This window comes from Photobacterium damselae, assembly GCF_003026815.1.
Taxonomy (GTDB): Bacteria; Pseudomonadota; Gammaproteobacteria; order Enterobacterales; family Vibrionaceae; genus Photobacterium; species Photobacterium damselae.
The window spans coordinates 48,406-72,990 of sequence record NZ_PYOG01000004.1 but is presented as its reverse complement, the minus strand read 5'-3'; the positions used below and the strand labels follow the sequence as shown (position 1 = coordinate 72,990).

Sequence of the window (24,585 nt, the reverse complement as noted above, 5' to 3'; positions counted from 1 at the left end):
AGTCGATGCTCTCCCTTTTCTATTTGTGTCTGTCTGGCACTTAATGAAGAATTCGAGCGCGAATGGTTCCTTCAATAGCCTTTAGTTTTTGTAGTGCTTGCGGTGCATGTTCGGTTTCTACATCGATAACAACATAGCCAATCTCAGGGCCTGTTTGCAGGAACTGTGCTGCGATATTGATACCATCATCGGCAAAAATAGCTGTGATCTGATTTAGGATTCCTGGTCTATTTTGATGAATGTGTAGCAAGCGAGAACATTCACGCTGTTCGGGTAGAGATACTTCAGGAAAACCAACTGCAGATAGGGTTGAGCCGTTATCAGAGTATTTCACCAGTTTTCCAGCGACTTCCAAGCCGATGTTTTCTTGTGCTTCTTGAGTTGAACCGCCAATATGAGGTGTCAGCAATACGTTATCATATTGCATTAAAGGTGACTCAAATGGGTCATTGTTCGTTTTCGGCTCAACTGGGAATACATCAATAGCCGCACCTGCAATATGCTTACTTTCTAGAGCCGAGCATAACGCATCGATTTCAACTACTGTACCTCGTGCTGCATTAATGAAAATCGCTCCTGGTTTCATGCGGGCAAATTCATCGGCTCCCATCATATTCTTGGTTTCTGGCGTTTCTGGTACATGAAGGCTGATTACATCACATTTATTTAGCAGCTCGGTCATGGAAAGCACTTGAGTTGCATTACCTAGTGACAGTTTATTTTCAATGTCGTAATAGTAGACGCGCATACCAAGATTTTCAGCCAAGATACCAAGCTGAGTACCAATATGACCATAACCAATAATACCAAGGCGTTTACCGCGCGCTTCAAAGGATGCATCGGCAGACTTAAACCATTCACCTCGATGGGCTTTAGCATTTTTCTCTGGAATGCCTCGAAGCAGTAATAGGATTTCACCTAAGACTAATTCGGCCACGCTGCGAGTATTGGAAAACGGGGCATTGAAAACGGGGATGCCGCGGCGGGTTGCGGATTTGAGATCAACTTGATTGGTACCGATACAGAAGCAGCCAACAGCTATTAGTTTATTAGCAATGGCAAAAACATCATCGCTAAGTTGAGTACGAGAACGAATACCGACAAAGTGCGCATCTTTAATTGCTTCGCGTAACTCATCGTCAGCAAGAGAGCCTTTATGATATTCAATGTTGTTGTAGCCTGCTTGTTTAAAAACCTCAACCGTTGATGGGTGCAATCCTTCTAATAAGAGGATCTTTATTTTATCTTTATTGAGAGATACTTTAACCATGTTGTTCTTATCCTTAAAAACATAAAGTATGAAAGCATCATAGATTCAATCGAATTCGATCGTTTAGTCGGTGTATCGGAAATCTTGTGAGATTGGCAAACCCGGTTAGCGTCCATATCGATTAAAACTGTGATCGCTGTTGCTAACTAAGGTATCAAAAAATAATCAACTAGGGTAAGAACATTACAAAAAAGAGTATAAAAAACGGCATAAGCAATATCTTTAGTGATAAAACTATGCCGTTTTGTAATTAAGCAACATGATGAGCAGGATTGTGCTCGTTTGTTAGCTTATTTTTCTACTTTTTTTACACCGTCAGGTGCGCCTACTAATAAGATATCAGCACCACGATGAGCAAATAAACCGACAGTTACTACACCTGCAATACCATTAATTGCATCTTCCATCGCTTTTGGATTGGTAATTTGCATATTATGAACATCAAGAATAATGTTACCGTTATCGGTTGTAACACCTTGACGGTAAACTGGATCACCACCTAGTTTTACCAATTCGCGCGCAACATAAGAGCGAGCCATTGGGATTACTTCTACTGGTAGGGGAAACTGACCAAGTACGTCTACTTCCTTGGTGTTATCTACGATACATACATATGTTTTCGCAATGGCTGCTACGATCTTCTCACGAGTTAACGCTGCGCCACCGCCCTTAATCATGTCAAATTCGCCATTGATTTCATCGGCACCATCAACATAGATATCTAGGCTTGCAACTTCATTTGCATCAAATACTGGAATTCCAATTTGTTTAAGGCGCTCGGTTGATGCAACTGAACTTGATACAGCACCTTTAATTTCTTCTTTACGAGTGGCAAGAGCATCGATGAAGTGATTGACGGTTGAGCCTGTACCTACACCGACAATGCTGCCTTTCTTAACGTATTCCAGTGCAGCCCAGCCAGCAGCTTTTTTCATTTCATCTTGTGTCATGCTTTTCTCCTAGTGATGACCCATATATGCGAAGTGGCAATTATAACTAAGAGTAAGCACTACGTCAGGAGATAAATTGCGCTTTTAGCAAAACATAATCTTGCTAAAAAACATAATCTTTTTAATAACATAAACTTAAGAAATTGTTTGTGGCACAAAAAAATACAAACGTTTGCGTAAAGACGTTAAATAATACCCTGATCACCAAATATAGTGTTGTGTGGGTGTAATAATTTGAGGTAAGGGAACATCCCACACTTCAGAGGGAAGGGCTCGAACTTGTTGGCAATGATGCGCTAACCCAATTGGCATGGGGCCCTTTTTATGGGTGTGCCAATGCTGCAAAGTTCGATCATAGTAGCCGCCCCCCATTCCCAGGCGTTGTCCTTGCTGGTCAAAAGCCACCAGAGGGGTCGCAATCAGATCAAGTTGTTGAGTTGGAATAACATGCTCAATATTGAGTTTAGGCTCGGAAATGCCATATTTATTGCAAATAAGCTGGCTGTGAGGCGAATAGTGTAAGAACAGTAAGTGTCCTTTAGAAAAGGGGTGTAGTACCGGAAGGTAAACTTGTTTGTGTTGTTGCCATAGCCAATGGATGAGTGGGGTAGTATCAATCTCGCCGTCATTAGACAGGTATAAAGCAATATGTTGAGCTTGGCTAAAGCAAGATGCATTTTGGCACTGTTGCAACAGTTGTTGTGCTGCTTCTTGTTGCTGTTGGGTGGTCAATTGACGTCGCTTTTGCCGTATTTGTTGGCGAAGTTGTTGCCGTAATAACATGATAATTCATCCCTGATTGCGCACAGATTCATACAACTAGCGCTTAAAATAGAATTTGCTTGGATCTAATGATAATGATTAGAGATCAAAGAAAATAGCAGGGAAAACAGTAACAGAAAAGTAATTAAGAGAGGTGTACCCCAGGGTGCCGTTGCGAATTGTGGCCCTTGAACCAGAAGTTCAAGGTGGATCTACAACACTAACCGTAGGCTTCTCAGTACGAGCTGAGCATGCTCAGTAGCTAATAAAAGTAGATCCTGGGTATTTGCTTATCGGCTCGGGGACGTTAATCCGCTGACGCACACCCCAGGGTTAATTCCATTATCAACGCTTTGGTTGATTTTGCAATGCTTTATCTAAAAAATCTGTGAGCGCGGTAATACGATTGGATAAATTTGAATCACCTAGTTGCTTTTGCTGGCGCTCTAAATGCAGTTCATTGCAAATATTAAGACCTGTAAACAGTAATAGCTGCTCAACATTGGTCAAACGGGTACGATCCGACAGATCCTTCAAGCGCTGATCAAAATCGGCTGCTGCAGCATGTAACGCTTCTTCTTGACCTGCAGGGCAATTCACTTTTAGCTTACGGCCCATTACTTGAATTTCAATTGCCTGAGTACTCATAAAAAATCTTGTTTAGCTCCTGCCATAATGGGTAATCATTTGGCTTGTAATTGGCTCTAACTATAGAAAAAGCCTATGCAACAATCAAGTATCCTGACCAAGGCTTGACGAGGATTCGATACTGACTTAACAGTTCTTAAACAGTGGTTATTTTATATTGCTTTCATATTGTCTAATCATTAGGCAATTACAGCCCGCTACTTAACTAACCTTGCTAAAAATACCCCTCGGCTTGGTTGGGGATTTTCGCTCTCTAATGGTAGCATGGAGGCATTCATTTTGATGCTGGAACTTTAAGCATCCAGTTAGTGTAAAAGGTAAAGAAAATGACAGACATGACATTACCCTCGTACGAAACGGCAGCGGCAACATTAAAATCTTATCAGCTTGCGGTTTCTCCAGCTGAACTTCATGGGTTACTAACGGGTATGATCTGTGGTGGCTTGGCGCTTGATAATCAAATGTGGTTAGGTCCTGTGTGTGATTATGCTAATGAAGGTGAGCCTTTAACTGATGGGGCGAAAACCTTTACTGAAACCCTATTTGCGACAACCTCTCAAGAACTGGTTGGTGGCGACTTTGACTTTACGTTACTACTTCCTAGCGATGAAGCTGATCTGTTTGAACGTGCTGAAGCATTAACTGAGTGGGTCAGCAGCTTTATGTCAGGTTTTGGCTTGGTTGGCGTTAATACTAGCCAGCTTCCTGAGGCCGTAACAGAAGCTCTGGCTGATTTACGTGATATTACTCAGCTAGGCATTGATGAAGATGATGATATGGAAGAGCAAGCGGCATTATTTGAACAAGTGACAGAGCATGTTCGTATGTGTGTGCTGACCTGTCATGCGGAATTAGGTCAATCCGTGGTTGATGAAAACGACTCTAAGCCGACACTACACTAACAATAAAAATAGAGCGGTGTTGGTCATTTAAGAAGGATAGAAAGTGAAGCAGTTTGATGTGGTTATTGCTGGTGGTGCAATGACTGGTGCAACCTTAGCCATCGCACTGGATAAATTAAGTAGCCAAGGGTTATCGGTTGCTGTCGTTGAAGCTGTTGCTCCTCAGTTAGATCAGCATCCGGGCTTTGATTCTCGGGCGATTGCATTATCTTACGGCTCAAGTGAGATTTTACAGCAGTTGGGAATGTGGGCGGAGATTGCTCCTGTTGCCACTGCAATTAAAGATATTCATGTTTCTGATCGAGGTCATGCAGGTCGAGTTGATATGTCGGCTCAAGAGCAGGGCGTCGATGCCTTAGGTTATGTGGTGGAGTTAGCGGATATTGGCCAAATATTCCATCACAAATTAGCTCAACTTAGCTCTATCACACTCTATTGTCCCGACTCTGTTGCTGAGATTGAGCGTGATGTTCAAGGTTGCACGATCACATTATCTTCGGGACAGCAACTTCGTACGCAATTATTGGTTGCCGCCGATGGTGCGCTTTCTCACTGCTGTGACATGGTCCATATAGGGCGTACGGAGCATGACTTTGATCAGCTAGCGGTTATTGCCAACATCACAACTGAGCAAGCACATCAAGGGCAAGCGTTTGAACGTTTTACCGAGTTTGGACCTATTGCGTTACTGCCAATGTCTCAAGGACGCAGTTCATTAGTGTGGTGTATTAATCCTGAACAACAACATCAAGTTATGAGTTGGTCTGATGATGATTTTCTTACTCAGTTACAAGCTGCATTCGGTTGGCGATTAGGAAAGCTTCAACACACAGGAAAACGCGCCTGTTATCCTCTGTTGTTGCGGCAAAGCGGTCAAATAACCTCACACCGTGTCGCTGTGGTTGGTAATGCGGCTCAAACGCTTCATCCAATTGCTGGGCAAGGATTTAACCTAGGTATTCGTGATGTGATTTCGCTTGCTGAGGAAGTCGCGTATCAATATCGTCATCATCATGATGTGGGTAGCCAAAGTGTACTGAGTCGTTATCGTCAGCGTCGAGAAAACGATAGACAACAAACTGTTATGATGACAACCGGTTTGGTTCATCTCTTTGCTAATCACTATGCACCATTAGTTGTTGGTCGAAATTTAGGATTGATGGCAATGAACGCTTTTCATTCATTACAAGCACCGCTACTGCGTCGTGCGATGGGACAGGTAGAACGATAATTATGATGCAAAATGTAGACATAGCCATTATTGGTGGCGGTATGGTTGGGCTGACTCTTGCAGCGGCTTTGGCTGACACTGAATTACGCATCGCAGTTATTGAAGGCCAATTACCCGATGAAACATTAGCAGAATTGCCCGATCTTCGAGTATCGGCGTTAAGTCGTGCCAGCGAGCGTATTTTACGTCGAGTTGGTGCTTGGTCTGGAATCGAGTCTCGTCGTTTAAGTCCATATCAACATATGGAAGTGTGGGAGCAAGATAGCTTTGCCAATATTCAGTTCAGTGCAGAGCGATTAGCACAGCCAAATCTCGGCCATATCGTTGAGAATCGAGTGATTCAATTAGCACTGCTAGAGCAGGTGAAAAAGCAGCATAATGTGACATTATTAGCTCCAGAACGCTGTGATAACATTGTGTTTGGTGAATCAGAAGCCTGGTTAACTTTAAGCTCTGGCAAGCATTTAACCGCTAAATTGGTTGTTGGGGCTGATGGGGCAAATTCTTGGTTACGCAATGCGTTAAACATTCCATTGACTCATTGGGATTATGGTCACAGTGCCATTGTGGCAAATATTCGTTGCGGTGAACCTCATTTAGCAACGGCACGCCAGATTTTTCGCCCACAAGGACCATTAGCTTTTCTGCCATTATCTGAGCCAAATTTATGCTCTATAGTTTGGTCTACCGAGCCAAAAGAAGCAGAGCGTTTATGTGCGATGTCTGATGAACAATTTAATCAGTATTTAACTACTGCATTTGATGGCCGCTTAGGGCTTTGTCAAATTGAAGGTCAACGTCAAGCATTTCCATTACGAATGCGCTACGCTCGTGATTTTGTTAAAGATCGAGTGGCATTAATTGGCGATGCGGCCCACACCATCCATCCATTAGCAGGGCAAGGTGTTAATCTCGGTTTATTGGATGCAGTCGCCTTGGCTCAAGAATTAAAACAATTGTGGCTAGAGCAAAAGGATATTGGAAGTAAAGCCAATCTTCGTCATTTTGAACGTTGGCGTAAAGCTGAAGCGGCCAAAATGATTGCTGCAATGCAGGGTTTTCGAGATTTATTTGCTGGCTCTCATCCGGCGAAAAAACTATTGCGTGATATTGGTATGCTAGTGGCTGATAAGGCTCCAGGACTCAAAGATGAGTTAATGCGAAAAGCACTCGGCTTATCAGGAGAACTGCCAGATCTTGCCAAATAATTGAGTCACGTATTGACCACAAAAAACCACCATTTTCATCGATTGAAATTGGTGGTTTTTTATTTTTTTCATCCCTGAAATCCTCTGCTATTTTTAAAACATCCATCAATGATTAGGAAACGTCGTTATGAGTTATGTGCCATCTGATTTGAAATTTACCCATAGCCACGAATGGGTAAGGGATGAAGGTAATGGGATATATACAATCGGTATTACCGATCATGCCCAGTCTTTATTAGGTGATATGGTTTTTATTGATCTACCTGAGTTAGAAGATGAGCTAGAAGCTGGGGATGATTGTGCGGTTGTGGAATCAGTAAAGTCGGCTTCCGATATTTATGCGCCGTTAACAGGCGTAGTCGTTGCGATCAATGAAGATTTAGATGGTGCGCCAGGATTAGTTAATAGTGATCCTTATGGCGATGGATGGTTATTTCAATTACAGGTAGAGGATGATATTGAACTTGGTGAGTTACTCGATGGCGAGGATTACTTAGAAGCAATTGCCGACGATGACGATTAAGTGAGGATATGAGCTCGATTCTAATAAGCCCATGGCAAGATGGGCTTATTGATAACGTATTGAATGAAATTTTAATCAAGTTGACGTAAGCGACGAATCTCCTGATTGACTTCATTAACCGTATCAAAATGTTGCCGCTGAGCTTTTATGGGGACGAGAAGTAAACCATTATCAAAATGATATCCACCTCGACCATTGATGTAGATCCTTCCACTAAATAAACGACTGACATGCTTGGCAATAAGCTTCGGCAGGTAGTGTTTGAACATGCGCATAATTACACTGAGTCCTTGTTGCTAGGTAAAACTACTTGTTACACCAATCTGATGTAGCAGATCGGTATCGGAATCCAATTCTTATAATCCAATCTGACCTCTATTATAACAGAACCTTTATGACGCTTCTGTGATAGTTCTAGCAGCGAATTGAATTACCCAATTAAATATTAGTTGATTATTCTATTAATAGTTAATTTGCAGATTATTATTTTATTTTTCTTTATAACCTAGGCTTTGGTTTGTATTACAAATCATTTGTAATACAATAGCTAAGCCTGTTTAATGATTGTATTTTAGGCTGTTATGCCTATTTTGACACATGTCATTCGCGACCACATGGATGAAGATATTTTGTGAAAAGATGTCTTCCTACATTGGTCGCCTTCTTCCTTGAGACCTTTCTTTTTGCTTCCTCTTTCATTAATAGCAACAAATTTCTAATTTTCACTTTTATTTATGCTTCTTGCACAAGATCAAAGATCTGTTTTTGGCATAGGCTAATAATATCGTTATTGGCATAAGCTAAAAATGAGTTGATATGGCTAGACCAAAAATTGCTCGTCGAATTTGTTGCCGCCCTCCATATAGCTGTTTTAAACCTAATGGAGTGCCGATGACACAATTACAGTCATTAGTATTAGAGCCTGATGAATTAGAAGCACTACGCTTAGTCGATCATCTAAAGCTCCAGCAAATAGAGGCGGCAAAAGAGCTTGGTGTCTCTCGACAAACTCTCGGTAATACGGTCGCAAGAGCACGACAAAAAGTAGCGCAAGCATTAGTTGAGGGAATGGCACTAGAAATGGCCAAACCCGTGATAGAGGATAAGTAAATGATGATGGCAGTTGCTGTAACTGGGCGTCATGAAGTTGCTGGCCATTTTGGTAAGGCAGCAGCATTTGTGGTGTTTGATGAGCAAGGTCAGCAAGTGGCCTTGGTTGAAAATCACAATACTAAAGCCATTGGCTGTAAACATAAAAAACGTATTCAACGTCAATTAAGCGATCTCGGTGTTACTCAAATTGTATTGGGTAACATTGGTCAACGCTCACTGGCTCGATTACTTAATGCGGGTTTTGCTGTCTATCAGGTTCCTAATCGTAGTGAGCTTTCTGATGTTTTAAATGAACAGGTGGCAAAGGTTCCATTATTAGCTCCGGAGCAAGGTCGCCCTTGTAAGCGTGAGAAAGGGGAGTGCGGCTGTGGTTGTGGTTCGAAAAAAGAGACTGCACCCAAAGTAGGGACGGTTATGCAACCACAAGGTGTAATCCGTGGGCTAAAAACATTAGGAGGATTTAAGCTATGACATATTTACTCACTGCAGCAGTATTTTTTATTGTGATGATTGCGATGGCAATTGGTTGGATTCTAAAGAAAAAGACCATTGCCGGCAGTTGTGGTGGTTTGGCGGGTGTTGGTATCGAAAAAGAGTGTGATTGCGATAAACCTTGTGATGAGCACAAGTTGTATCAAATCCAAGAACCTGGTCAGAAGTAAACAAACGCTTTAACAAATCGGGGTATATACCGTCGACAAGCAGAATTTATCTTAGTTTTTACTGATGATAAATCTCTACTTGTTGTGTTAGTCAGCCCCGTAGCAACCTAACTTGTTCTGTAATAACGCCAGTCACAGTCTCTCGTAGCCAACTATTACGAGGATGGGGGGCATTACGTCTGAGCCAGAGCAGATTGATATCAAAATCAGCAATATGAACCGGCGGTGGGCACTGCGTAAGTTTGTCGTTAAAAATATCCAACTGCGCCATAAGTCGTGATACCACACAGATTAATCGGCGATGACTAAGCAGATGACGAATGGTCAGAAAATTTCGGGAACCTACCGCAATTTGTCGTTTCAGACCTTGCTCATGTAGCTGGTTATCAACTTGAGTAAAAAGCTGACCATCAGGGCTAACAAGAGCGTGAGGAATGGCCGCGTATTGTTCAATACTGATCGGCGGTTGAATTTGGGTTGCCCCTTGGTCAAATAAGCAGACGTGATCTTCAGTATAAAGATGGTGATACTCAATCTCTTTTGGTATCTGAGTCATCGAACCGATTACTAGATCCAGATTATCTTGGTTAAAACGATCTAAGTAGTTATGGCGGTCGATATTAAAAAAGCTCAATTGGCAGTGCGGTGCTGCTTGATGGATTGCATCAAATAGGGCCGGGGCAAATAGCAATTCAGCATAATCGGTTAAACCAATCTTAAAAATTCCCTCATAGTCCAAAGGCTCAAAATCATCAGGACGTAAAATATCTTGAGTGATGATATTCAGTACGTTTTCAACACTGGTGATAAGCTCTAAGGCTTTTTGTGTTGGCAACATAGAGTGCCCCTGTCGTTCAAACAGAGGATCATCGAGCAATTCTCGCAGTCGAGCCAAATTATGACTCATTGCTGACTGACCAATCGATAGCTTTTGCGCCGCTTTGGTGACACTGCGGGTTTCCATTAAAGCAGAAAAGGCGATGAGTAAATTAAGATCCACTCCTCGCCAGTTAATTCGTTGCATTTTTCCTTGCGCCATAATCAGTTAGTTTGCCATGTAACGGTAATATGATTGTACGAAACAACCGATTATTAGACCAACTGCTTTACTCAACCGATTTGGCCTTGATGGCATTTCGGGCAAGTATTATCCATATTGGCAGAACTAATATCTTGCGACCAACAGTGTGGGCAAGCATGTTTATCTCGTTGTAAATCTAAGCTAAATGGACGAGCACATTGGTGACAATGGTGAGGGTGGAGTTGGCCCGTTAGCTGGTTTAGCATTTGCTGAATAATTGTCGCTTCTGGGGTTTGATGGTTTAACGCTTGATGGAGTTGCTGATCGTTGATGTGGTAGAGAGAAGAAAAGGTAGAAGTAACAGACTGGGTGGTAACTCTTTTCCCTTGTGGGGTAATGACATAATCTTGGGGAAGCAGTTGTTCAGTTTGAAAGTCGCAGTGGTTGCAATGGTGGCTCATAATGGTTTCCTCAATAATACAAGCAAATGATTATTGAAAGGATATTCTACATAAATGCAACTCTATGCAAAACTGTAATTACGATCTCGGTTGAGACTTGAGACTAAAATTAAGGTGACTTCACAATATGATGAAATCACCTTAGAGAGATTTAGTTAAAATGTGATCTACAGTGGGTTATTCATCGCGGCAAATATCAGCAAAAATAGGATCACATAGCAGTTCTAAATCATCCATTTCAAGTTCAATTCCCGCCATACGATCGCCGCTACTAATATTAACCAAGTTGTGCTGTTTTATCTGGTGATCAAACACAATAGGTAGGGGCGATTTAAGGCCGATAGGAGCAACGGTACCAATGACCAGGCCTGTAATTTTCTCAACATCGGTGGCATCAGCACAGGTCATTCTACGACAACCAAGGAGTGCTCGAACTTTTTTGGGATCGACCGAGCAAGGGCCTGGCACACAAGCTAAGACATGAAAGCCAGACATATCGCGCAATAGAATCGATTTGACCATTTGTTCTGCGGCAACGCCTCGCTCTGTTGCCGCTTCTGCTATGGTTTTTGCTGGTTTGCTATGGGGTAGAAGACGGTAATTAACCCCTTCTAGCTCAAGCAATTGTGTTACGGTAGTCTTCATGTTTGATTAGGCATCAGCCAATGAGTATGGCAGAGTTGCTAACTGCCAATGGGCAATCTCATCGCTTGCAAAACGTAGCGAGGTTTCAGGTTCTAGATCGTTGGGTAAAACCACAAGCGCAAGAGCATGATTATCGCTAAAGTGATAGCCTGTAATAACAGTACCGCCGCTACGCCAGTTTTCACCTACTTGGCGTTCAATACTATCGCCAGCTTGAGGCGCATGGTCGGCATGGCCAGTAACAATGAACATGGCACGCTTATTAATACCGCGATACTTTGCTCGAGCCACGGTTTCTTGGCCCACATAGCAGCCTTTTTTAAAGCTTATGCCATCGACCGCTTGTAGATTAAGTGCTTGAGGAATGAATTCTAATTCGATCGCGCTATCAATACGAGGAAGAGCGGCGCGAATATCATAAAGATCCCATAGCGTGCTATCACAACAAGTGGCTTTTTCTGGTAGAGCGTGGATCAGTTGCTCGGCCAGTTCAGGACTGATCAGTAATTGCCAGCGCTGTTCATCAATTTTGATGGCACTGCCTTGGTCATGATGGCGTACATTGCTCGTGCCATTAAAGTGTTGATCAATAAAGGCTTGAGCATCACTGCCCGCAATACCTAAAATGACTTCATTGCTTGGCTTGATCTCTACTTTGGAGAATACCGCATATTTTTTTAATTCAGGCAGTTGTGAATCCATCACACTTTGACGTTGAATATAGGCATAGCCTTGTTGGTGGTGGAAAAGACGAAATATAGTACGCATTTTTCCTTTGGCATCACAATGAGCGCCAAGCGTTGATTCTTGCTCAGGTAATGAAACCACATCGCAGGTTACCTGACCTTGCAAATAAGACTTAGCATCCTGGCCAACTAAGGTAACCGCTGCCCAATCGTGTAAATCGATCACTGCCAATGACGGTAGAGCATCTTGCGAGCTCAAGGCTAATGATGAGAAATTAAACGGAGTGCTCATAAGGGTATTCTCTAAATTAAATCAGTTATGCGTTATGTTATACCTAAACCCCTCCTAGATGCGAGTATCGAGGTAGAGATTAAGAATGAACAAGCCTTTTTAAGAAACGCAACATTAAGACTTTCTTGAATAAAATTGATCTAAGATCGCAACTTAGTCGATTGCTTGAGCTATCTCATGGTCGAAAATGATGGCTCTTGCTACTATGGACACTTAGAAAAAATAAGCCTGCAGCAGAATATATCGCAGGGATGAACTGAGGTTTTGTATGTTAAGTGCCGATGATAAAGCGCGCGTAAAATGGGCATGTCGCCGTGGTATGTTAGAGCTTGATGTGATCATCATGCCGTTTTTTGAAGAGTGTTTCGATGGTTTATCGGAGCAAGAACAGCAAGACTTTATTGCATTACTTGGTTGTGATGATCCAGATCTCTTTAAGTGGGTTATGAATCATGGTCGCAGTGAAGATCCAGCTCTTGCTGTAATGGTGGATAAAATTGTCGCCCATAACAACAGTAAGCTTCGCTAGTCTTCACTTTACGCCTTCTTATCGCGCAAAAGTAATGCTCAATCTCGGTTATTTGAGTATTGCTTTTGCTCTTTTTTTATCTGCCTATTTTCTGCTTTTATCGGATCACCGTTATCTATTTTCCTACTTAACTATTGCATTACTGTGGCTATGGGGGGAGTACCTATTGTGTGAGTGGTGGCGACGTTATCAGGTCATTATGTCTCAGCAAGGGGTACTTATTATCTCTATGGATCAGAGTATCTGCTGGCAAGGGTATTTTGGGACGATTATTGAGGTTCGCTTTCGTTCTCGATGGGGCTATTTATTGAAGATCGAATTATTGGAATGTACTCAAGGTTGGCTCTGGCTAGATCCAAGCATGACAACCGATGAGCAGTATCGAACTTTAGCATTATGGCTTAATCAGCACTACCGCTAGCCCAATACACTTACGTATAAGCCATTTAGCTAGCGGCTGGTGCAGTATTACTCTTGGTGTGGCGTTAGAATCGTTGGGTGTGAGTTAGGCTCAAGATCTGGATAATCTAGCGTATAGTGCAAGCCTCGACTCTCTTTTCGTTCCATGGCACAGCGAACAATTAATTCAGCAACTAAAACTAAGTTACGTAGCTCCAATAGGTTATTAGATACTCGGAAATTACCGTAATATTCGTCAATCTCTTGTTTAAGGAGCTGAATACGCCGCATCGCCCGTTCTAACCGTTTGGTTGAGCGGACAATTCCCACATAGTCCCACATAAATAATCTAAGTTCATGCCAGTTATGCTGAATAACCACTTCTTCATCGGAGCAAGAAACCTGGCTTTCATCCCAAGTTGGCAAAGAATCTGGCATCGCAATTTCAGACCATTGCTCTCCAATACTTTGTGCTGCGGCGTAGGCATAGACTACACACTCAAGTAATGAATTTGATGCCATGCGATTGGCGCCATGTAGACCGGTATAACTGACTTCACCAATTGCATAAAGGCCAGCCAGATCGGTATGACCTTCGGTGTCAACGACCACACCACCACAAGTATAGTGAGCCGCTGGCACAATAGGAATGGGTTGTTGGGTGATATCAATGCCAAAGGTCAGCAGTTTTTCATAGATGGTCGGGAAATGCTTAATAATAAAATCAGCCGGTTTGTGACTGATATCTAGGTACATACAATCGGCGCCTAGACGTTTCATTTCATAGTCGATGGCTCGGGCAACAATATCTCTCGGGGCTAACTCTGCTCGCTCATCAAACTCAAGCATAAAACGGGAGCCATCTGGTCGACGAAGGTAGGCCCCTTCACCACGGAGTGCTTCGGTCAACAGGAAGTTGCGAGCATCTGGGTGGTATAAACATGTTGGATGGAACTGATTGAACTCTAAGTTAGCAACACGGCATCCTGCGCGCCATGCCATTGCAATACCATCACCTGAAGAGACGTCTGGATTGGAGGTATATTGATAGACTTTTGATGCTCCGCCCGTTGCCAGAACAACAAAACGGGCGCGAATGGTTTCCACTTGCTCTTGATTTCGATTCCAGACATAGGCCCCAAGAACACGATTGGGCTTATCCATTTGTCCCAGTTTGTGTGTGGTGATTAAATCGAGCGCATTGTGTCTTTCTAACAAATTGATATTGGGATGATCGATCACATTTTCTTGCAGTGATTTCTGCATCGCCATTCCGGTGGCATCTGCCGCATGTAAAATTCGACGATGGCTGTGACCGCCTTCTCGGGTGAGATGATAACGAGGAGATTGTTCATCACTGGCTTCTTCTTGATCAAATGGAACGCCACCGTCAATTAACCATTGAACACAATTTTTTGCATTTTCAGCGATAAAACGCACCACGGCTTCATCACAAAGGTGAGCTCCGGCGACTAAGGTATCTTGTACATGAGAGTCTATGCTGTCTGATTCATCAAAAACAGCGGCAATTCCACCTTGAGCGTAATAGGTTGCCCCTTCGCTAAGCGGGCCTTTACTTAAAACTGTAATGTTACCAATTGAGGCTAAACGAAGTGCTAAAGATAGGCCAGCTGCGCCGCTACCAATGACGAGTACATCGCACTGATGTTGGGGAGTGTCGGTCATATTTATTCCCAGTCCCTGTGGTTGTTGTTTCCCATTTTGCGCGGAATTTGTCATTATGAGGCAAATTCGCGTGATAGTTAGCAAATGTATGCTAGGACTATCACCATAATGCATGCTAACGCTATATAATCCGAATTAGCGTTAGTCATATTGAGCACTATTAATACAAAAAAAATCGCTCTTGTCAGGAACTTTGTCTTTTTTCCTGAGTCTTAAATAGTGCTCAAGCTCATAACCGTTTCATATTACACTGTTTTTATTGCAAAGTTTTATGTTCTAAATTTTTGAAAACTAAGACTGCAAAAGCATGAGTTATCAAGCAAGGCGTTGCTTTTATTACGATGTAACCCCATAAGCGAACTCAGTAATAGTGAAATCACGAGTGAACACAGATTATAGGAGTACACGCTCGAATGAGCGAGCAGCAAACCGATCAGGTATTAATCGAACGAGTGCAGCGAGGAGATAAACAAGCTTTTAATTTATTGGTCATAAAATACCAGAATAAAGTTTGTAACCTGATCTCACGTTATGTGAGTAATTCAGGTGATGTACCCGACGTTGCCCAAGAAGCTTTTATAAAGGCTTACCGTGCGCTTCCGACATTTCGAGGCGACAGTGCTTTTTATACTTGGCTTTATCGTATTGCCGTTAATACAGCAAAGAATTACTTAGTTGCTCAGGGCCGCCGTCCGCCTGCATCTGATATTGATGCCGATGATGCGGAGTACTACGAAACCGGTAGTGCAATGAAAGAAATTTCGAACCCTGAGAACCAAATGTTGTCTGATGAACTGAAGAGGGTGGTTTTTAGTACCATCGAATCTTTACCTGAAGACTTAAAAATGGCGATTACACTGCGTGAGCTAGATGGACTTAGTTACGAGGAAATTGCCGAAGTTATGGGGTGTCCTGTAGGTACAGTACGCTCTCGTATTTTCCGAGCTCGAGAAGCTGTTGAAAAACGCATTCAACCTCTCTTGCAGCGATAATGTTTAGCCTTACGGTGAATAAAATGGCTGATAAAGAAAAGATTTCGGCGTTATTGGATGGCGAAGATCTTGATCAGAGCATCATTAATGCCCTGACAGTTGATAAGGAAAGCGAATTAAGCTGGCATGACTACAACCTAATTGGTGATGTTATGCGAGGTGATGCGCCACAATGCAAGGAATGGGATATTGCTGCTAATGTCGCATTAGCACTAGACGCTGAACCTGCACATTCAGTATCTACTGCTGAGGTTGTTGACATTCAAGTTGCTAAAGATATCGTTGAATCTCAACCAACACCGCAACAAGCAAAACGTTTTCTGCCTGCATGGCTTACTCAATTTGGTCAAGTTGCCGTTGCAGCTTGTGTATCGCTTGCGGTTATTGTTGGTGTTCAGCAGTACAATGGCTCCGATTCGAACGCAACCAATGCGCCAGAAACCATGCCAGTGTTGCAGACTATTCCATTTGCAGGCAAAGCTGAACCAGTAAGCTTTACTCGTGACTCTTTGCGTAATTCGCATAGCAGTGCACCAAGTGAAGCTCAATTAATGGAACAGCGCCGCCGAATTAATGCGATGTTGCAAGATTATGAATTGCAGTTACGCTTTAATGCAGAAGATGGTAGCATCGATAAAACTAAGCTTGAAACTGATAATACAGTGGCTCATTAATGAAAAAATTTCTGGTCGGTGCATTTGCACTGGTCAGTCTCGCGATGCCATTGCAAGCCTCTGCCGAAGGTATAACAGCCTCGTCAGAGGCTTTGTTGCATCAAATGGACGAGGCTAGCCAAAACCTTAACTATGAACTGTCATACATCCTAATTAAGAAAAATAGTATAGAACCGCTTCGCTATCGCCATGCTTTAGAAAATGGCGAACCGTATGCTCACTTAATGTATTTAAGTGGACCACCACGAGAAGTGATTCAACGTGGTAACGAGGTAAGCTATTTTGAACCTGGGATTGATCCTTTTACCATTGAAAGTAATAAAATGGTTGCGCCTCTGCCTCCTGTGATGGGAACAGATCTGAAAAGCTTAGCGCAATCTTACGACTTTATTTCGATGGGGAAAGCACGCGAAGCCGGTGTGGCCTGTGATGTGGTTCGTATCGCACCTAAAGATGGTTTGCGTTATTCTTATCTACTTTGGATTGACCAGAAAAATCATTTGGTGATGCGAGCTGATCTCTTAGATCGCGATGGTGAACCACTGGAACAGTATCGAGTGGTCGCTTTTGTGATTAATTCAAGAGTCCAGCAGATCTTAAAGCAGCTCCAAACGGTAGAATTGCCAGCCGTGGTACATTTACCGCCACAGCAAAAACAAAACCTAGATTGGAAAGTTGATTGGCTTCCTCAGGGGTTTGAGGCGATGTCTGGCAGTCGTCACCGTTTAATGCTGACTGAACGTCCTGTTGAAAGTAAGATGTTCAGTGATGGCTTATTTAGCTTTTCAGTCTATGTGTCAAGTATTGATAACTATACTGTAAGAGAACAATTGGTTCGCCAAGGAAGACGTACTCTCACCAGCGTAGCAATGGGTAATAAGGAAGTGACGGTTGTCGGCGATATTCCGCCATCAACAGCACGTCGTGTTGCCGATTCTGTTGTGTTTAATGCCACAAGTGCACAAGATACAACCAAGTAAGAGACGATAGTCCTATGATGCAAACACTTGCAACGGTGGTTGCCGTTGAACCGGGAAAAATCACCGTCAGTTGTCAGCAACAAACTAGCTGTGGTCATTGTGCCTCGCGAGACAGTTGCGGTACGGGTATTGTGAGCAAAGCCATTCCGGGTCGAGCTCACTCGATTACATTAAATAGCAATGAAAAAGTATCGATAGGTCAGGTGGTTGAAATCGGCCTATCAGAGCGCAGTATGTTAAGTTCAGCCTTACTGGTTTATATGCTGCCGCTGTTATTTTTGGTGCTAGGTACGGTGTTTAGTCAGTGGATACTTAATACTGTTCACTATCAAGGTGAGCTCGGTGTTATACTTTGCGCCATAGTTAGTACTGGGGTGGGATTGGCAGTTGTACGCTATTATGCGAAGCAGCTGGAAGGGAATTCCGCCTATAAACCAAGTTTGATTCGAGTACTGGGACAACCTATTTCTACCGATAATCTGATAAATGCTGCATTGAAAGATAGCGACTAGCGGTGAAATTCGGTAGAATCCGCCCACTCGATCTTACGATCCCATTCATTTTAATTACGAGTTAGTCACGCCAATTCATGAAGCACATTCGTAACTTTTCGATTATTGCACATATCGACCATGGTAAGTCGACCTTATCCGACCGTCTAATCCAAGTTTGTGGTGGCCTTTCTGATCGCGAAATGGCCGCACAGGTTCTAGACTCCATGGATCTTGAACGCGAACGCGGTATCACCATCAAAGCCCAGAGCGTGACGCTCGACTATACGGCAAAAGATGGTGAAACTTATCAATTAAACTTTATCGATACTCCAGGACACGTAGACTTCTCTTACGAAGTATCTCGTTCTCTTGCAGCCTGTGAAGGTGCATTGCTGGTGGTTGATGCTGGTCAGGGTGTAGAAGCTCAGACTCTAGCGAACTGTTACACCGCTATTGAAATGGATCTAGAGGTAGTGCCAATCTTAAATAAGATTGACTTACCTGCTGCAGAACCAGAGCGTGTATCAGAAGAAATTGAAGATATTGTTGGTATCGACGCTATTGATGCTGTTCGCTGTTCTGCGAAAACAGGTCTAGGTGTTGATGACGTATTAGAAAAAATTGTAGAGGCGATCCCATCTCCTGAAGGTGATCCTGATGCGCCGCTGCAAGCTCTAATCATCGACTCATGGTTCGATAACTACTTAGGTGTTGTTTCTTTAGTACGTATTAAAAACGGTCAACTAAAGAAAAATGACAAGATCAAAGTAATGAGTACTGGCCAAACTTGGGGTGTAGACCGTTTAGGTATCTTCACACCAAAACAGGTTGATAAAACAGTACTGAATACTGGTGAAGTGGGCTGGGTTGTTTGTGGTATCAAAGATATCCTAGGTGCACCAGTAGGTGATACCTTAACACTGGCTAAAAACGGTTGTGAAACTGCGCTTCCTGGCTTTAAGAAAGTGAAGCCTCAGGTTTATGCCGGTCTGTTCCCTGTATCATCTGATGATTATGAAAACTTCCGTGATGCACTAGGTAAGTTAAGCCTAAACGACGCATCGCTATTTTATGAACCAGAAAGTTCAAGTGCACTTGGCTTTGGTTTCCGTTGTGGCTTCTTGGGTATGCTGCACATGGAAATTATCCAAGAGCGTCTAGAGCGTGAGTACGACCTTGATCTGATCACAACGGCACCAACAGTAGTGTACGAAGTGAAGAAGACCAGTGGTGAGACTCTGTATGTTGATAGCCCAGCAAAATTGCCGGCAGTAAACGACATCGAAGTGATTGGTGAGCCAATTGCGCGCTGTAATATTCTGGTTCCAAGTGACTACCTAGGTAACGTAATTACTCTGTGTGTTGAAAAACGTGGCGTACAGGTTGATATGGTTTACCACGGTAATCAAGTCGCTCTAACTTATGACATTCCAATGTCTGAAGTGGTTCTAGACTTCTTTGACCGTCTAAAATCAACCTCTCGTGGTTATGCATCACTAGATTATAACTTCCAACGTTATGAAGAATCCGACATGGTTCGTGTTGATATTCTTCTAAACGGCGAGCGTGTTGATGCTCTTGCTATTATCACCCACAAAGAGAACTCTCAAGGTCGTGGTCGTGATTTAGTTGAGAAGATGAAAGAGTTCATTCCTCGTCAGATGTTTGATATCGCAATTCAAGCGGCAATCGGTAACCACATCATTGCGCGTTCTACGGTGAAACAGTTACGTAAGAACGTTATCGCAAAATGTTACGGTGGTGACGTAAGTCGTAAGAAGAAACTGCTACAGAAGCAGAAAGAAGGTAAGAAACGTATGAAGCAGATCGGTAACGTTGAACTGCCTCAAGAAGCGTTCCTTGCTATTTTGCATGTAGGTAAAGATAAGTAGTAACCTTACTTCTGTTTTTGCGGAATAAAGACTCAAGAAAGTGCTTATTTAATTTATTAAATGGCACTTTCTTTCTCTTAAGCGCTCTAAACGGAAATAAGTTTGGTAGAGTATCGTGCTCTACCCGTTACATTAATTAGGGAAACATATGGCAAATACTTTTTCGATTATTCTGGTGTTAGCAACCTTAGTTACCGGAATCATCTGGGCGTTGGATAAATTTGTTTGGGCGCCAAAACGACGAGCAAAGATTGAAGCTGCGGCGGCTAATGCTGGCGATCAAGTAGATGCTAAAACCCTAGAGCAAATTGCCCCACAACCTAGTTGGGTTGAATCGGCAAGCTCAATGTTCCCGGTTATTGCATTAATCATGATCTTCCGTTCATTTGTTTATGAGCCATTTCAGATTCCATCTGAGTCTATGATGCCAACTCTGTTGGTGGGTGACTTTATTTTGGTTGATAAACATGTGTATGGTTTACGTGATCCTGTTTTCCACGATAAGTTCCTAAGCTTAGGTGAACCAAAGCGTGGAGATGTAGTAGTATTTAAATATCCACCACAGCCTAAAATTGATTACATTAAGCGTGTTGTTGGCCTTCCTGGCGATACCGTACGTTACAATGGCAATAAGCAGCTGTGTATTGCGCCTAAGGGTTCGGATGTTTGTACTCCAGTACCTCAAACTGATCCTCGTCAGTATCCGCCAATGCCGGGTATGATTGAGTTAACAGAACAGTTAGGTAATGTGAGCCACAATATTCTGATTAACCCACTACGTCGAGATCGTACGCTAGCGTATCAACCTCGTCCTGGTGTGGCTGAATGGGTAGTACCTGAGGGTGAATACTTTGTGATGGGTGATAACCGCGATAACAGTGCAGATAGCCGTTATTGGGGCTTTGTACCGGAGGCAAACTTAGTAGGTAAGGCGGTCGCAATTTGGATCAGTTTCGAATTTGATCGTAGTCCAGATAGTATTTTGCCATCTTGGATTCCTACAGGTGTGCGTTTTAACCGCATCGGTAAAATTATTTAATTGAGATAAAATGACAACTCCAGCGAATAGACTTCAGCGCAAGCTGGGTTACCAATTTAACAAGAGTGAGTTGATGACATTAGCACTGACACATCGCAGTGCTAATGGTACTCACAACGAGCGTTTAGAATTTCTTGGCGACTCGATTTTGAGCTTTGTAATTGCTGATGACTTATATCACCGTTTTCCTAATGTGGATGAAGGTGATATGAGCCGTATGCGTGCAACACTGGTCCGTGGTAAAACACTTGCCGAATTAGGTCGTGAATTCGAACTAGGCGATCATTTACTGCTAGGCCCTGGTGAGCTAAAGAGTGGCGGCTTCCGTCGTGATTCAATTCTAGCTGACTGTGTTGAAGCAATCATTGGCGCGATTTATTTGGATAGTGATATTGAAAAAGTACGCAACATCGTACTGGATTGGTATCAGTCTCGTCTGGAAACCATCCAGCCGGGTGTAAACCAAAAAGACCCTAAAACACGTTTACAAGAGTGTCTGCAAGGTCGCCGTCTACCATTACCTGCATATACTGTAACTAAGGTACATGGTGAAGCTCATAACCAAGAGTTCACAGTACAATGTGAAGTAACAGGTTTGGATAAGCCTGTTGTCGGTAAAGGCGGCAGTCGACGCAAGGCTGAACAGGCTGCGGCAGAATTAGCTCTTCAACAGTTGGAATCATGACAGATAAACAACATTGTGGCTTTATCGCCATTGTCGGTCGCCCAAATGTAGGTAAATCGACACTTTTAAACCGCTTAGTAGGACAGAAATTGTCTATTACTTCGCGTAAGCCTCAAACGACCCGCCACCGTATTATGGGGGTGGATACGCGCGATGGTTATCAAGCGGTTTATGTTGATACTCCAGGACTTCATATTGAAGAAAAACGTGCTATCAACCGTTTAATGAACCGTGCAGCAAGCAGTTCATTAACCGATGTTGAGTTAGTACTGTTTCTTGTTGACGGCACTGTGTGGACACAAGATGACGAGATGGTACTGCGTAAGCTTGAAAAAGCTCAGCTACCAACGGTTCTTTTGGTTAACAAAGTCGACAACGTAAAAGAGAAATACGATCTATTCCCTCATATGCAAGAAATTGCCAGCAAAATGAATTTTGTTGATGTAGTACCAGTATCTGCTAAGCACGGTACTAACATTGAGGTGGTAGAAAAAATCGTTCGCAATCATCTGCCAGAGTGTGATTACTACTTCCCAGAAGAGTATGTAACAGATCGCTCTCAGCGCTTTATGGCATCAGAAATCATTCGTGAAAAGTTGATGCGTTTTACTGGTGATGAGCTTCCTTACTCAGTTACCGTAGAAATTGAGCGCTTTGACTACAACCCAGAAACTGACGGTTTTGATATTAACGGTCTGATCTTGGTTGAGCGTACTGGTCAGAAGAAGATGGTGATCGGTAAAGCGGGCCAAAAGATCAAAGTGATTGGTCGCGAAGCTCGTATCGATATGGAAGAGCTTTTTGAACGCAAAGTGTATTTAGAACTTTGGGTTAAAGTGAAATCTGGTTGGGCTGATGACGAGCGAGCACTTCGCAGTCTAGGTTATATCGACGATCTATAAGGGGCTTTAATGGAAGGGCTTCAACGCTGTTTTGTCCTTCATTCTCGTCCTTACAGTGAGACGAGCTTGATTCTTGATGTCTTTAGTGAAGATTCAGGCCGTCTCTCTATCTTATCAAAAGGGGCGCGACGTAAGCGTTCTAATCTTAAAGGGGCTTTGCAACCTTTTACACCACTATTTATGAAATGGTCGGGTAAAGGAAGTATGCCTGTCCTCACCCATGCTGAACCTATCAGTATCGGTCTGCCGATGCGCAGCTATATTCTCTATTCTGCTATGTATGTTAATGAGGTTTTGTGTCGAGTTTTAGAAGCACAAACCCCTTATCCTGTGCTGTTTCTGGATTATCTCAATGTATTGCGTGAGCTTGCCCAAGCTGATAATCCAGAACCTGCTCTGCGCCGATTTGAATTAGCATTATTACAACATCTCGGTTATGGTATCGACTTTCTTCATTGTGCAGGCAGCGGATTGCCTGTCGAAGATAATATGACTTATAACTACCGTGAGCAGCAGGGATTCATTGCATCGATTAAAATGGGTCAACTCACTTTTACCGGTGAGCAACTTAAAGCCATTGATGCAAGACGCTTTGAAACCCCAGAACAGTTGCGAGCGGCTAAACGTTTTACACGGATTGCTTTAAAACCTTATTTAGGGTCGAAGCCGTTAAAAAGTCGGGAGCTGTTTATCCCGCGAGGAAGGAGTACCAGAACATGAGCCACATTCTTCTTGGCGTTAATATTGATCACGTCGCCACTCTTCGTAATGCCCGCGGTACACGTTACCCAGATCCAGTTCATGCAGCGGAAATTGCAGAGCGTGCTGGCGCCGATGGTATTACCGTTCACTTGCGAGAAGATCGCCGTCATATTACCGATCGCGATGTGCGTATTTTACGAGAAACCATTCAGACTCGCATGAATCTTGAAATGGCGGTTACCGATGAGATGGTTGCCATTGCATTAGAAATAAAGCCTGAATATGTCTGTCTAGTCCCAGAAAAACGTGAAGAGTTGACAACCGAAGGTGGATTAGATGTTGCTGGCCAACTTGAGAAAGTGAAATCTGCGACAGAAAAACTAACCGCAGCTGGTATTAAAGTTTCTCTATTTATCGACGCAGATCGTTTGCAAATTGATGCGGCAAAAGCGTGTGGTGCGCCATTTATTGAGCTTCATACTGGCCATTATGCCGATGCAACCAATGAATGCGAGCAGTTAGCTGAGTTGAAAAAGATAGCTGCAGCTGCCAGTTATGCCGCTGATCTCGGTATTAAAGTCAATGCTGGGCATGGTCTTACTTATCATAATGTATCGGCCATTGCTGCAATTCCTGAGCTATATGAACTTAATATTGGTCACTCTATTATGGGACGAGCTCTGTTTGATGGTTTAAGCACCGCGGTTGCAGATATGCGTCAATTGATGTTGGATGCACGTCGCTAATGGCTATTGTTGGACTGGGAACCGATATCGCTGAAATTGAGCGAGTGGCGAAAGTATGGCAACGACAGGGGCTGGCCTTTGCTGAGCGCATTCTAACTGCCAGTGAATTAATCGAGCTGAGTCAAACCAAACGTCCAGAACGATTTCTTGCTAAACGTTTTGCGGTAAAAGAAGCGGCGGCTAAAGCGTTAGGAACGGGTATTGCCGCGGGCGTGAGTTTTCAAGACTTTGAAGTTGGTCATGATGAGTTCGGTAAGCCGTTACTAAACCTAACCGGGCAAGCACAGAAGTTTGCTCAACAACGTTTGGTTAACCACGTTCATTTAACCATTGCTGATGAGCGTCATTATGCGGTAGCAACGGTTATTTTAGAGTGCTGAAATTTCCTGGTTAGTTTGCGCTTTTTGTTCCCAGCCAATAAAAAACGAGTACTTCCTATTATCGGTAAGTACTCGTTTTTTTGTTGTTAAGCTATTAAAACAATAAATTAG

30 protein-coding genes and 1 other RNA gene are annotated in these 24,585 nt (G+C 43.1%); 20 read left to right on the top strand and 11 right to left on the bottom strand.

The window, feature by feature from the left end; translation table 11 throughout:
- Positions 1-40 precede the first annotated feature (40 nt).
- From serA to zapA, 5 genes are all read right to left on the bottom strand, one after another.
- Positions 41-1,270 carry a phosphoglycerate dehydrogenase gene (gene serA, locus CTN07_RS05870; protein ID WP_005297718.1) on the bottom strand — a complete coding sequence of 410 codons (1,230 nt, stop codon included), beginning with the start codon at positions 1,268-1,270 and terminating at the stop codon, positions 41-43.
- A gap of 290 nt (positions 1,271-1,560) precedes the next feature.
- Positions 1,561-2,220: a ribose-5-phosphate isomerase RpiA gene (rpiA, locus tag CTN07_RS05865; protein ID WP_005297720.1), complete on the bottom strand. Its 660-nt coding sequence runs from the start codon at positions 2,218-2,220 to the stop codon at positions 1,561-1,563.
- A 201-nt stretch (positions 2,221-2,421) separates the two neighbouring features.
- Positions 2,422-3,003 (bottom strand): 5-formyltetrahydrofolate cyclo-ligase, encoded by a 582-nt coding sequence (locus tag CTN07_RS05860; RefSeq protein ID WP_005297722.1) that lies wholly within the window; start codon positions 3,001-3,003, stop codon positions 2,422-2,424.
- 133 nt (positions 3,004-3,136) lie between these two features.
- Positions 3,137-3,319: non-coding RNA, 6S RNA (gene ssrS, locus CTN07_RS05855), on the bottom strand.
- Positions 3,320-3,327: 8 nt separating this feature from the next.
- Entirely contained in the window at positions 3,328-3,630 is a 303-nt protein-coding gene (gene zapA / locus CTN07_RS05850; protein WP_036763220.1) for a cell division protein ZapA, read from the bottom strand.
- A gap of 326 nt (positions 3,631-3,956) precedes the next feature.
- On the opposite strand from zapA, the gene CTN07_RS05845 reads away from it, so the two are divergent.
- From CTN07_RS05845 to gcvH, 4 genes are all read left to right on the top strand, one after another.
- Positions 3,957-4,532: a YecA/YgfB family protein gene (locus CTN07_RS05845; RefSeq protein ID WP_036763222.1), complete on the top strand. Its 576-nt coding sequence runs from the start codon at positions 3,957-3,959 to the stop codon at positions 4,530-4,532.
- Positions 4,533-4,575: 43 nt separating this feature from the next.
- Positions 4,576-5,763, top strand: a complete 1,188-nt coding sequence (gene ubiH, locus CTN07_RS05840; RefSeq protein WP_005297726.1) for a 2-octaprenyl-6-methoxyphenyl hydroxylase — start codon at positions 4,576-4,578, stop codon at positions 5,761-5,763.
- A gap of 2 nt (positions 5,764-5,765) precedes the next feature.
- Positions 5,766-6,971: an FAD-dependent 2-octaprenylphenol hydroxylase gene (locus CTN07_RS05835; RefSeq protein WP_005297728.1), complete on the top strand. Its 1,206-nt coding sequence runs from the start codon at positions 5,766-5,768 to the stop codon at positions 6,969-6,971.
- 136 nt (positions 6,972-7,107) lie between these two features.
- On the top strand, positions 7,108-7,494 hold the full coding sequence (gcvH, locus tag CTN07_RS05830) for a glycine cleavage system protein GcvH (RefSeq protein ID WP_330942545.1): 387 nt from the start codon (positions 7,108-7,110) through the stop codon (positions 7,492-7,494).
- Between the two features lie 71 nt (positions 7,495-7,565).
- Here gcvH and CTN07_RS05825 read toward each other — a convergent pair whose 3' ends face one another.
- Positions 7,566-7,769: a DUF1107 domain-containing protein gene (locus tag CTN07_RS05825; protein WP_036763229.1), complete on the bottom strand. Its 204-nt coding sequence runs from the start codon at positions 7,767-7,769 to the stop codon at positions 7,566-7,568.
- Between the two features lie 541 nt (positions 7,770-8,310).
- Between CTN07_RS05825 and CTN07_RS05820 the strand changes: the two genes are divergently transcribed.
- Genes CTN07_RS05820 through nqrM form a run of 3 tightly spaced genes read left to right on the top strand, consistent with a single transcriptional unit; the run spans position 8,311 to position 9,269 of the window.
- Positions 8,311-8,604 (top strand): DUF134 domain-containing protein, encoded by a 294-nt coding sequence (locus CTN07_RS05820; protein ID WP_036763230.1) that lies wholly within the window; start codon positions 8,311-8,313, stop codon positions 8,602-8,604.
- Positions 8,605-9,078, top strand: coding sequence for a NifB/NifX family molybdenum-iron cluster-binding protein (locus tag CTN07_RS05815; protein ID WP_005297730.1), 474 nt, complete (start codon positions 8,605-8,607; stop codon positions 9,076-9,078).
- A complete protein-coding gene (gene nqrM, locus CTN07_RS05810) occupies positions 9,075-9,269 on the top strand; it encodes a (Na+)-NQR maturation NqrM (RefSeq protein ID WP_036763231.1) in 195 nt (64 codons plus the stop codon). Before CTN07_RS05815 ends, nqrM begins: the two co-directional genes overlap by 4 nt.
- 91 nt (positions 9,270-9,360) lie before the next feature.
- Here the strand turns inward: nqrM and CTN07_RS05805 are convergent, their stop codons facing one another.
- From CTN07_RS05805 to ygfZ, 4 genes are all read right to left on the bottom strand, one after another.
- Positions 9,361-10,293 carry a LysR family transcriptional regulator gene (locus tag CTN07_RS05805; RefSeq protein WP_005297735.1) on the bottom strand — a complete coding sequence of 311 codons (933 nt, stop codon included), beginning with the start codon at positions 10,291-10,293 and terminating at the stop codon, positions 9,361-9,363.
- Positions 10,294-10,379: 86 nt separating this feature from the next.
- Positions 10,380-10,751 carry a hypothetical protein gene (locus CTN07_RS05800; RefSeq protein WP_050787743.1) on the bottom strand — a complete coding sequence of 124 codons (372 nt, stop codon included), beginning with the start codon at positions 10,749-10,751 and terminating at the stop codon, positions 10,380-10,382.
- Positions 10,752-10,928: 177 nt separating this feature from the next.
- Positions 10,929-11,396 carry an aminoacyl-tRNA deacylase gene (locus tag CTN07_RS05795; protein ID WP_036763236.1) on the bottom strand — a complete coding sequence of 156 codons (468 nt, stop codon included), beginning with the start codon at positions 11,394-11,396 and terminating at the stop codon, positions 10,929-10,931.
- 6 nt (positions 11,397-11,402) lie between these two features.
- Positions 11,403-12,374, bottom strand: a complete 972-nt coding sequence (gene ygfZ, locus CTN07_RS05790) for a tRNA-modifying protein YgfZ (protein ID WP_005297737.1) — start codon at positions 12,372-12,374, stop codon at positions 11,403-11,405.
- Between the two features lie 268 nt (positions 12,375-12,642).
- Between ygfZ and CTN07_RS05785 the strand changes: the two genes are divergently transcribed.
- Both CTN07_RS05785 and CTN07_RS05780 read left to right on the top strand, forming a co-directional pair.
- On the top strand, positions 12,643-12,903 hold the full coding sequence (locus CTN07_RS05785; RefSeq protein ID WP_005297738.1) for an FAD assembly factor SdhE: 261 nt from the start codon (positions 12,643-12,645) through the stop codon (positions 12,901-12,903).
- Positions 12,872-13,324: a protein YgfX gene (locus tag CTN07_RS05780; RefSeq protein WP_151182663.1), complete on the top strand. Its 453-nt coding sequence runs from the start codon at positions 12,872-12,874 to the stop codon at positions 13,322-13,324. Before CTN07_RS05785 ends, CTN07_RS05780 begins: the two co-directional genes overlap by 32 nt.
- 47 nt (positions 13,325-13,371) lie before the next feature.
- Here the strand turns inward: CTN07_RS05780 and nadB are convergent, their stop codons facing one another.
- Entirely contained in the window at positions 13,372-14,988 is a 1,617-nt protein-coding gene (gene nadB / locus CTN07_RS05775) for an L-aspartate oxidase (protein WP_036763241.1), read from the bottom strand.
- Between the two features lie 413 nt (positions 14,989-15,401).
- Between nadB and rpoE the strand changes: the two genes are divergently transcribed.
- The 11 genes from rpoE to acpS all read left to right on the top strand — a co-directional run bounded on the left by rpoE (position 15,402) and on the right by acpS (position 24,474).
- Positions 15,402-15,980 (top strand): RNA polymerase sigma factor RpoE, encoded by a 579-nt coding sequence (gene rpoE / locus CTN07_RS05770; RefSeq protein WP_005297741.1) that lies wholly within the window; start codon positions 15,402-15,404, stop codon positions 15,978-15,980.
- Positions 15,981-16,003: 23 nt separating this feature from the next.
- Positions 16,004-16,654: an RseA family anti-sigma factor gene (locus tag CTN07_RS05765; protein WP_005297743.1), complete on the top strand. Its 651-nt coding sequence runs from the start codon at positions 16,004-16,006 to the stop codon at positions 16,652-16,654.
- On the top strand, positions 16,654-17,634 hold the full coding sequence (rseB, locus tag CTN07_RS05760; protein WP_005297745.1) for a sigma-E factor regulatory protein RseB: 981 nt from the start codon (positions 16,654-16,656) through the stop codon (positions 17,632-17,634). Before CTN07_RS05765 ends, rseB begins: the two co-directional genes overlap by 1 nt.
- A 14-nt stretch (positions 17,635-17,648) precedes the next feature.
- Positions 17,649-18,146, top strand: a complete 498-nt coding sequence (locus CTN07_RS05755) for a SoxR reducing system RseC family protein (protein ID WP_036763243.1) — start codon at positions 17,649-17,651, stop codon at positions 18,144-18,146.
- Positions 18,147-18,223: 77 nt separating this feature from the next.
- Entirely contained in the window at positions 18,224-20,020 is a 1,797-nt protein-coding gene (gene lepA, locus CTN07_RS05750) for a translation elongation factor 4 (protein ID WP_036763246.1), read from the top strand.
- A 148-nt stretch (positions 20,021-20,168) separates the two neighbouring features.
- The gene (gene lepB / locus CTN07_RS05745) at positions 20,169-21,059 is read left to right on the top strand and encodes a signal peptidase I (RefSeq protein WP_005297748.1); all 891 of its coding nucleotides are present in this window, start codon (positions 20,169-20,171) and stop codon (positions 21,057-21,059) included.
- Positions 21,060-21,069: 10 nt separating this feature from the next.
- Positions 21,070-21,744: a ribonuclease III gene (rnc, locus tag CTN07_RS05740; protein WP_036763248.1), complete on the top strand. Its 675-nt coding sequence runs from the start codon at positions 21,070-21,072 to the stop codon at positions 21,742-21,744.
- Positions 21,741-22,646 (top strand): GTPase Era, encoded by a 906-nt coding sequence (gene era / locus CTN07_RS05735; protein WP_036763249.1) that lies wholly within the window; start codon positions 21,741-21,743, stop codon positions 22,644-22,646. The genes rnc and era overlap by 4 nt, the downstream gene beginning before the upstream one ends.
- A gap of 9 nt (positions 22,647-22,655) precedes the next feature.
- Positions 22,656-23,366 carry a DNA repair protein RecO gene (recO, locus tag CTN07_RS05730; RefSeq protein WP_005297751.1) on the top strand — a complete coding sequence of 237 codons (711 nt, stop codon included), beginning with the start codon at positions 22,656-22,658 and terminating at the stop codon, positions 23,364-23,366.
- Positions 23,363-24,094: a pyridoxine 5'-phosphate synthase gene (gene pdxJ, locus CTN07_RS05725; protein WP_005297752.1), complete on the top strand. Its 732-nt coding sequence runs from the start codon at positions 23,363-23,365 to the stop codon at positions 24,092-24,094. Before recO ends, pdxJ begins: the two co-directional genes overlap by 4 nt.
- Positions 24,094-24,474, top strand: coding sequence for a holo-ACP synthase (gene acpS / locus CTN07_RS05720; protein ID WP_005297753.1), 381 nt, complete (start codon positions 24,094-24,096; stop codon positions 24,472-24,474). Before pdxJ ends, acpS begins: the two co-directional genes overlap by 1 nt.
- Positions 24,475-24,585 lie beyond the last annotated feature (111 nt).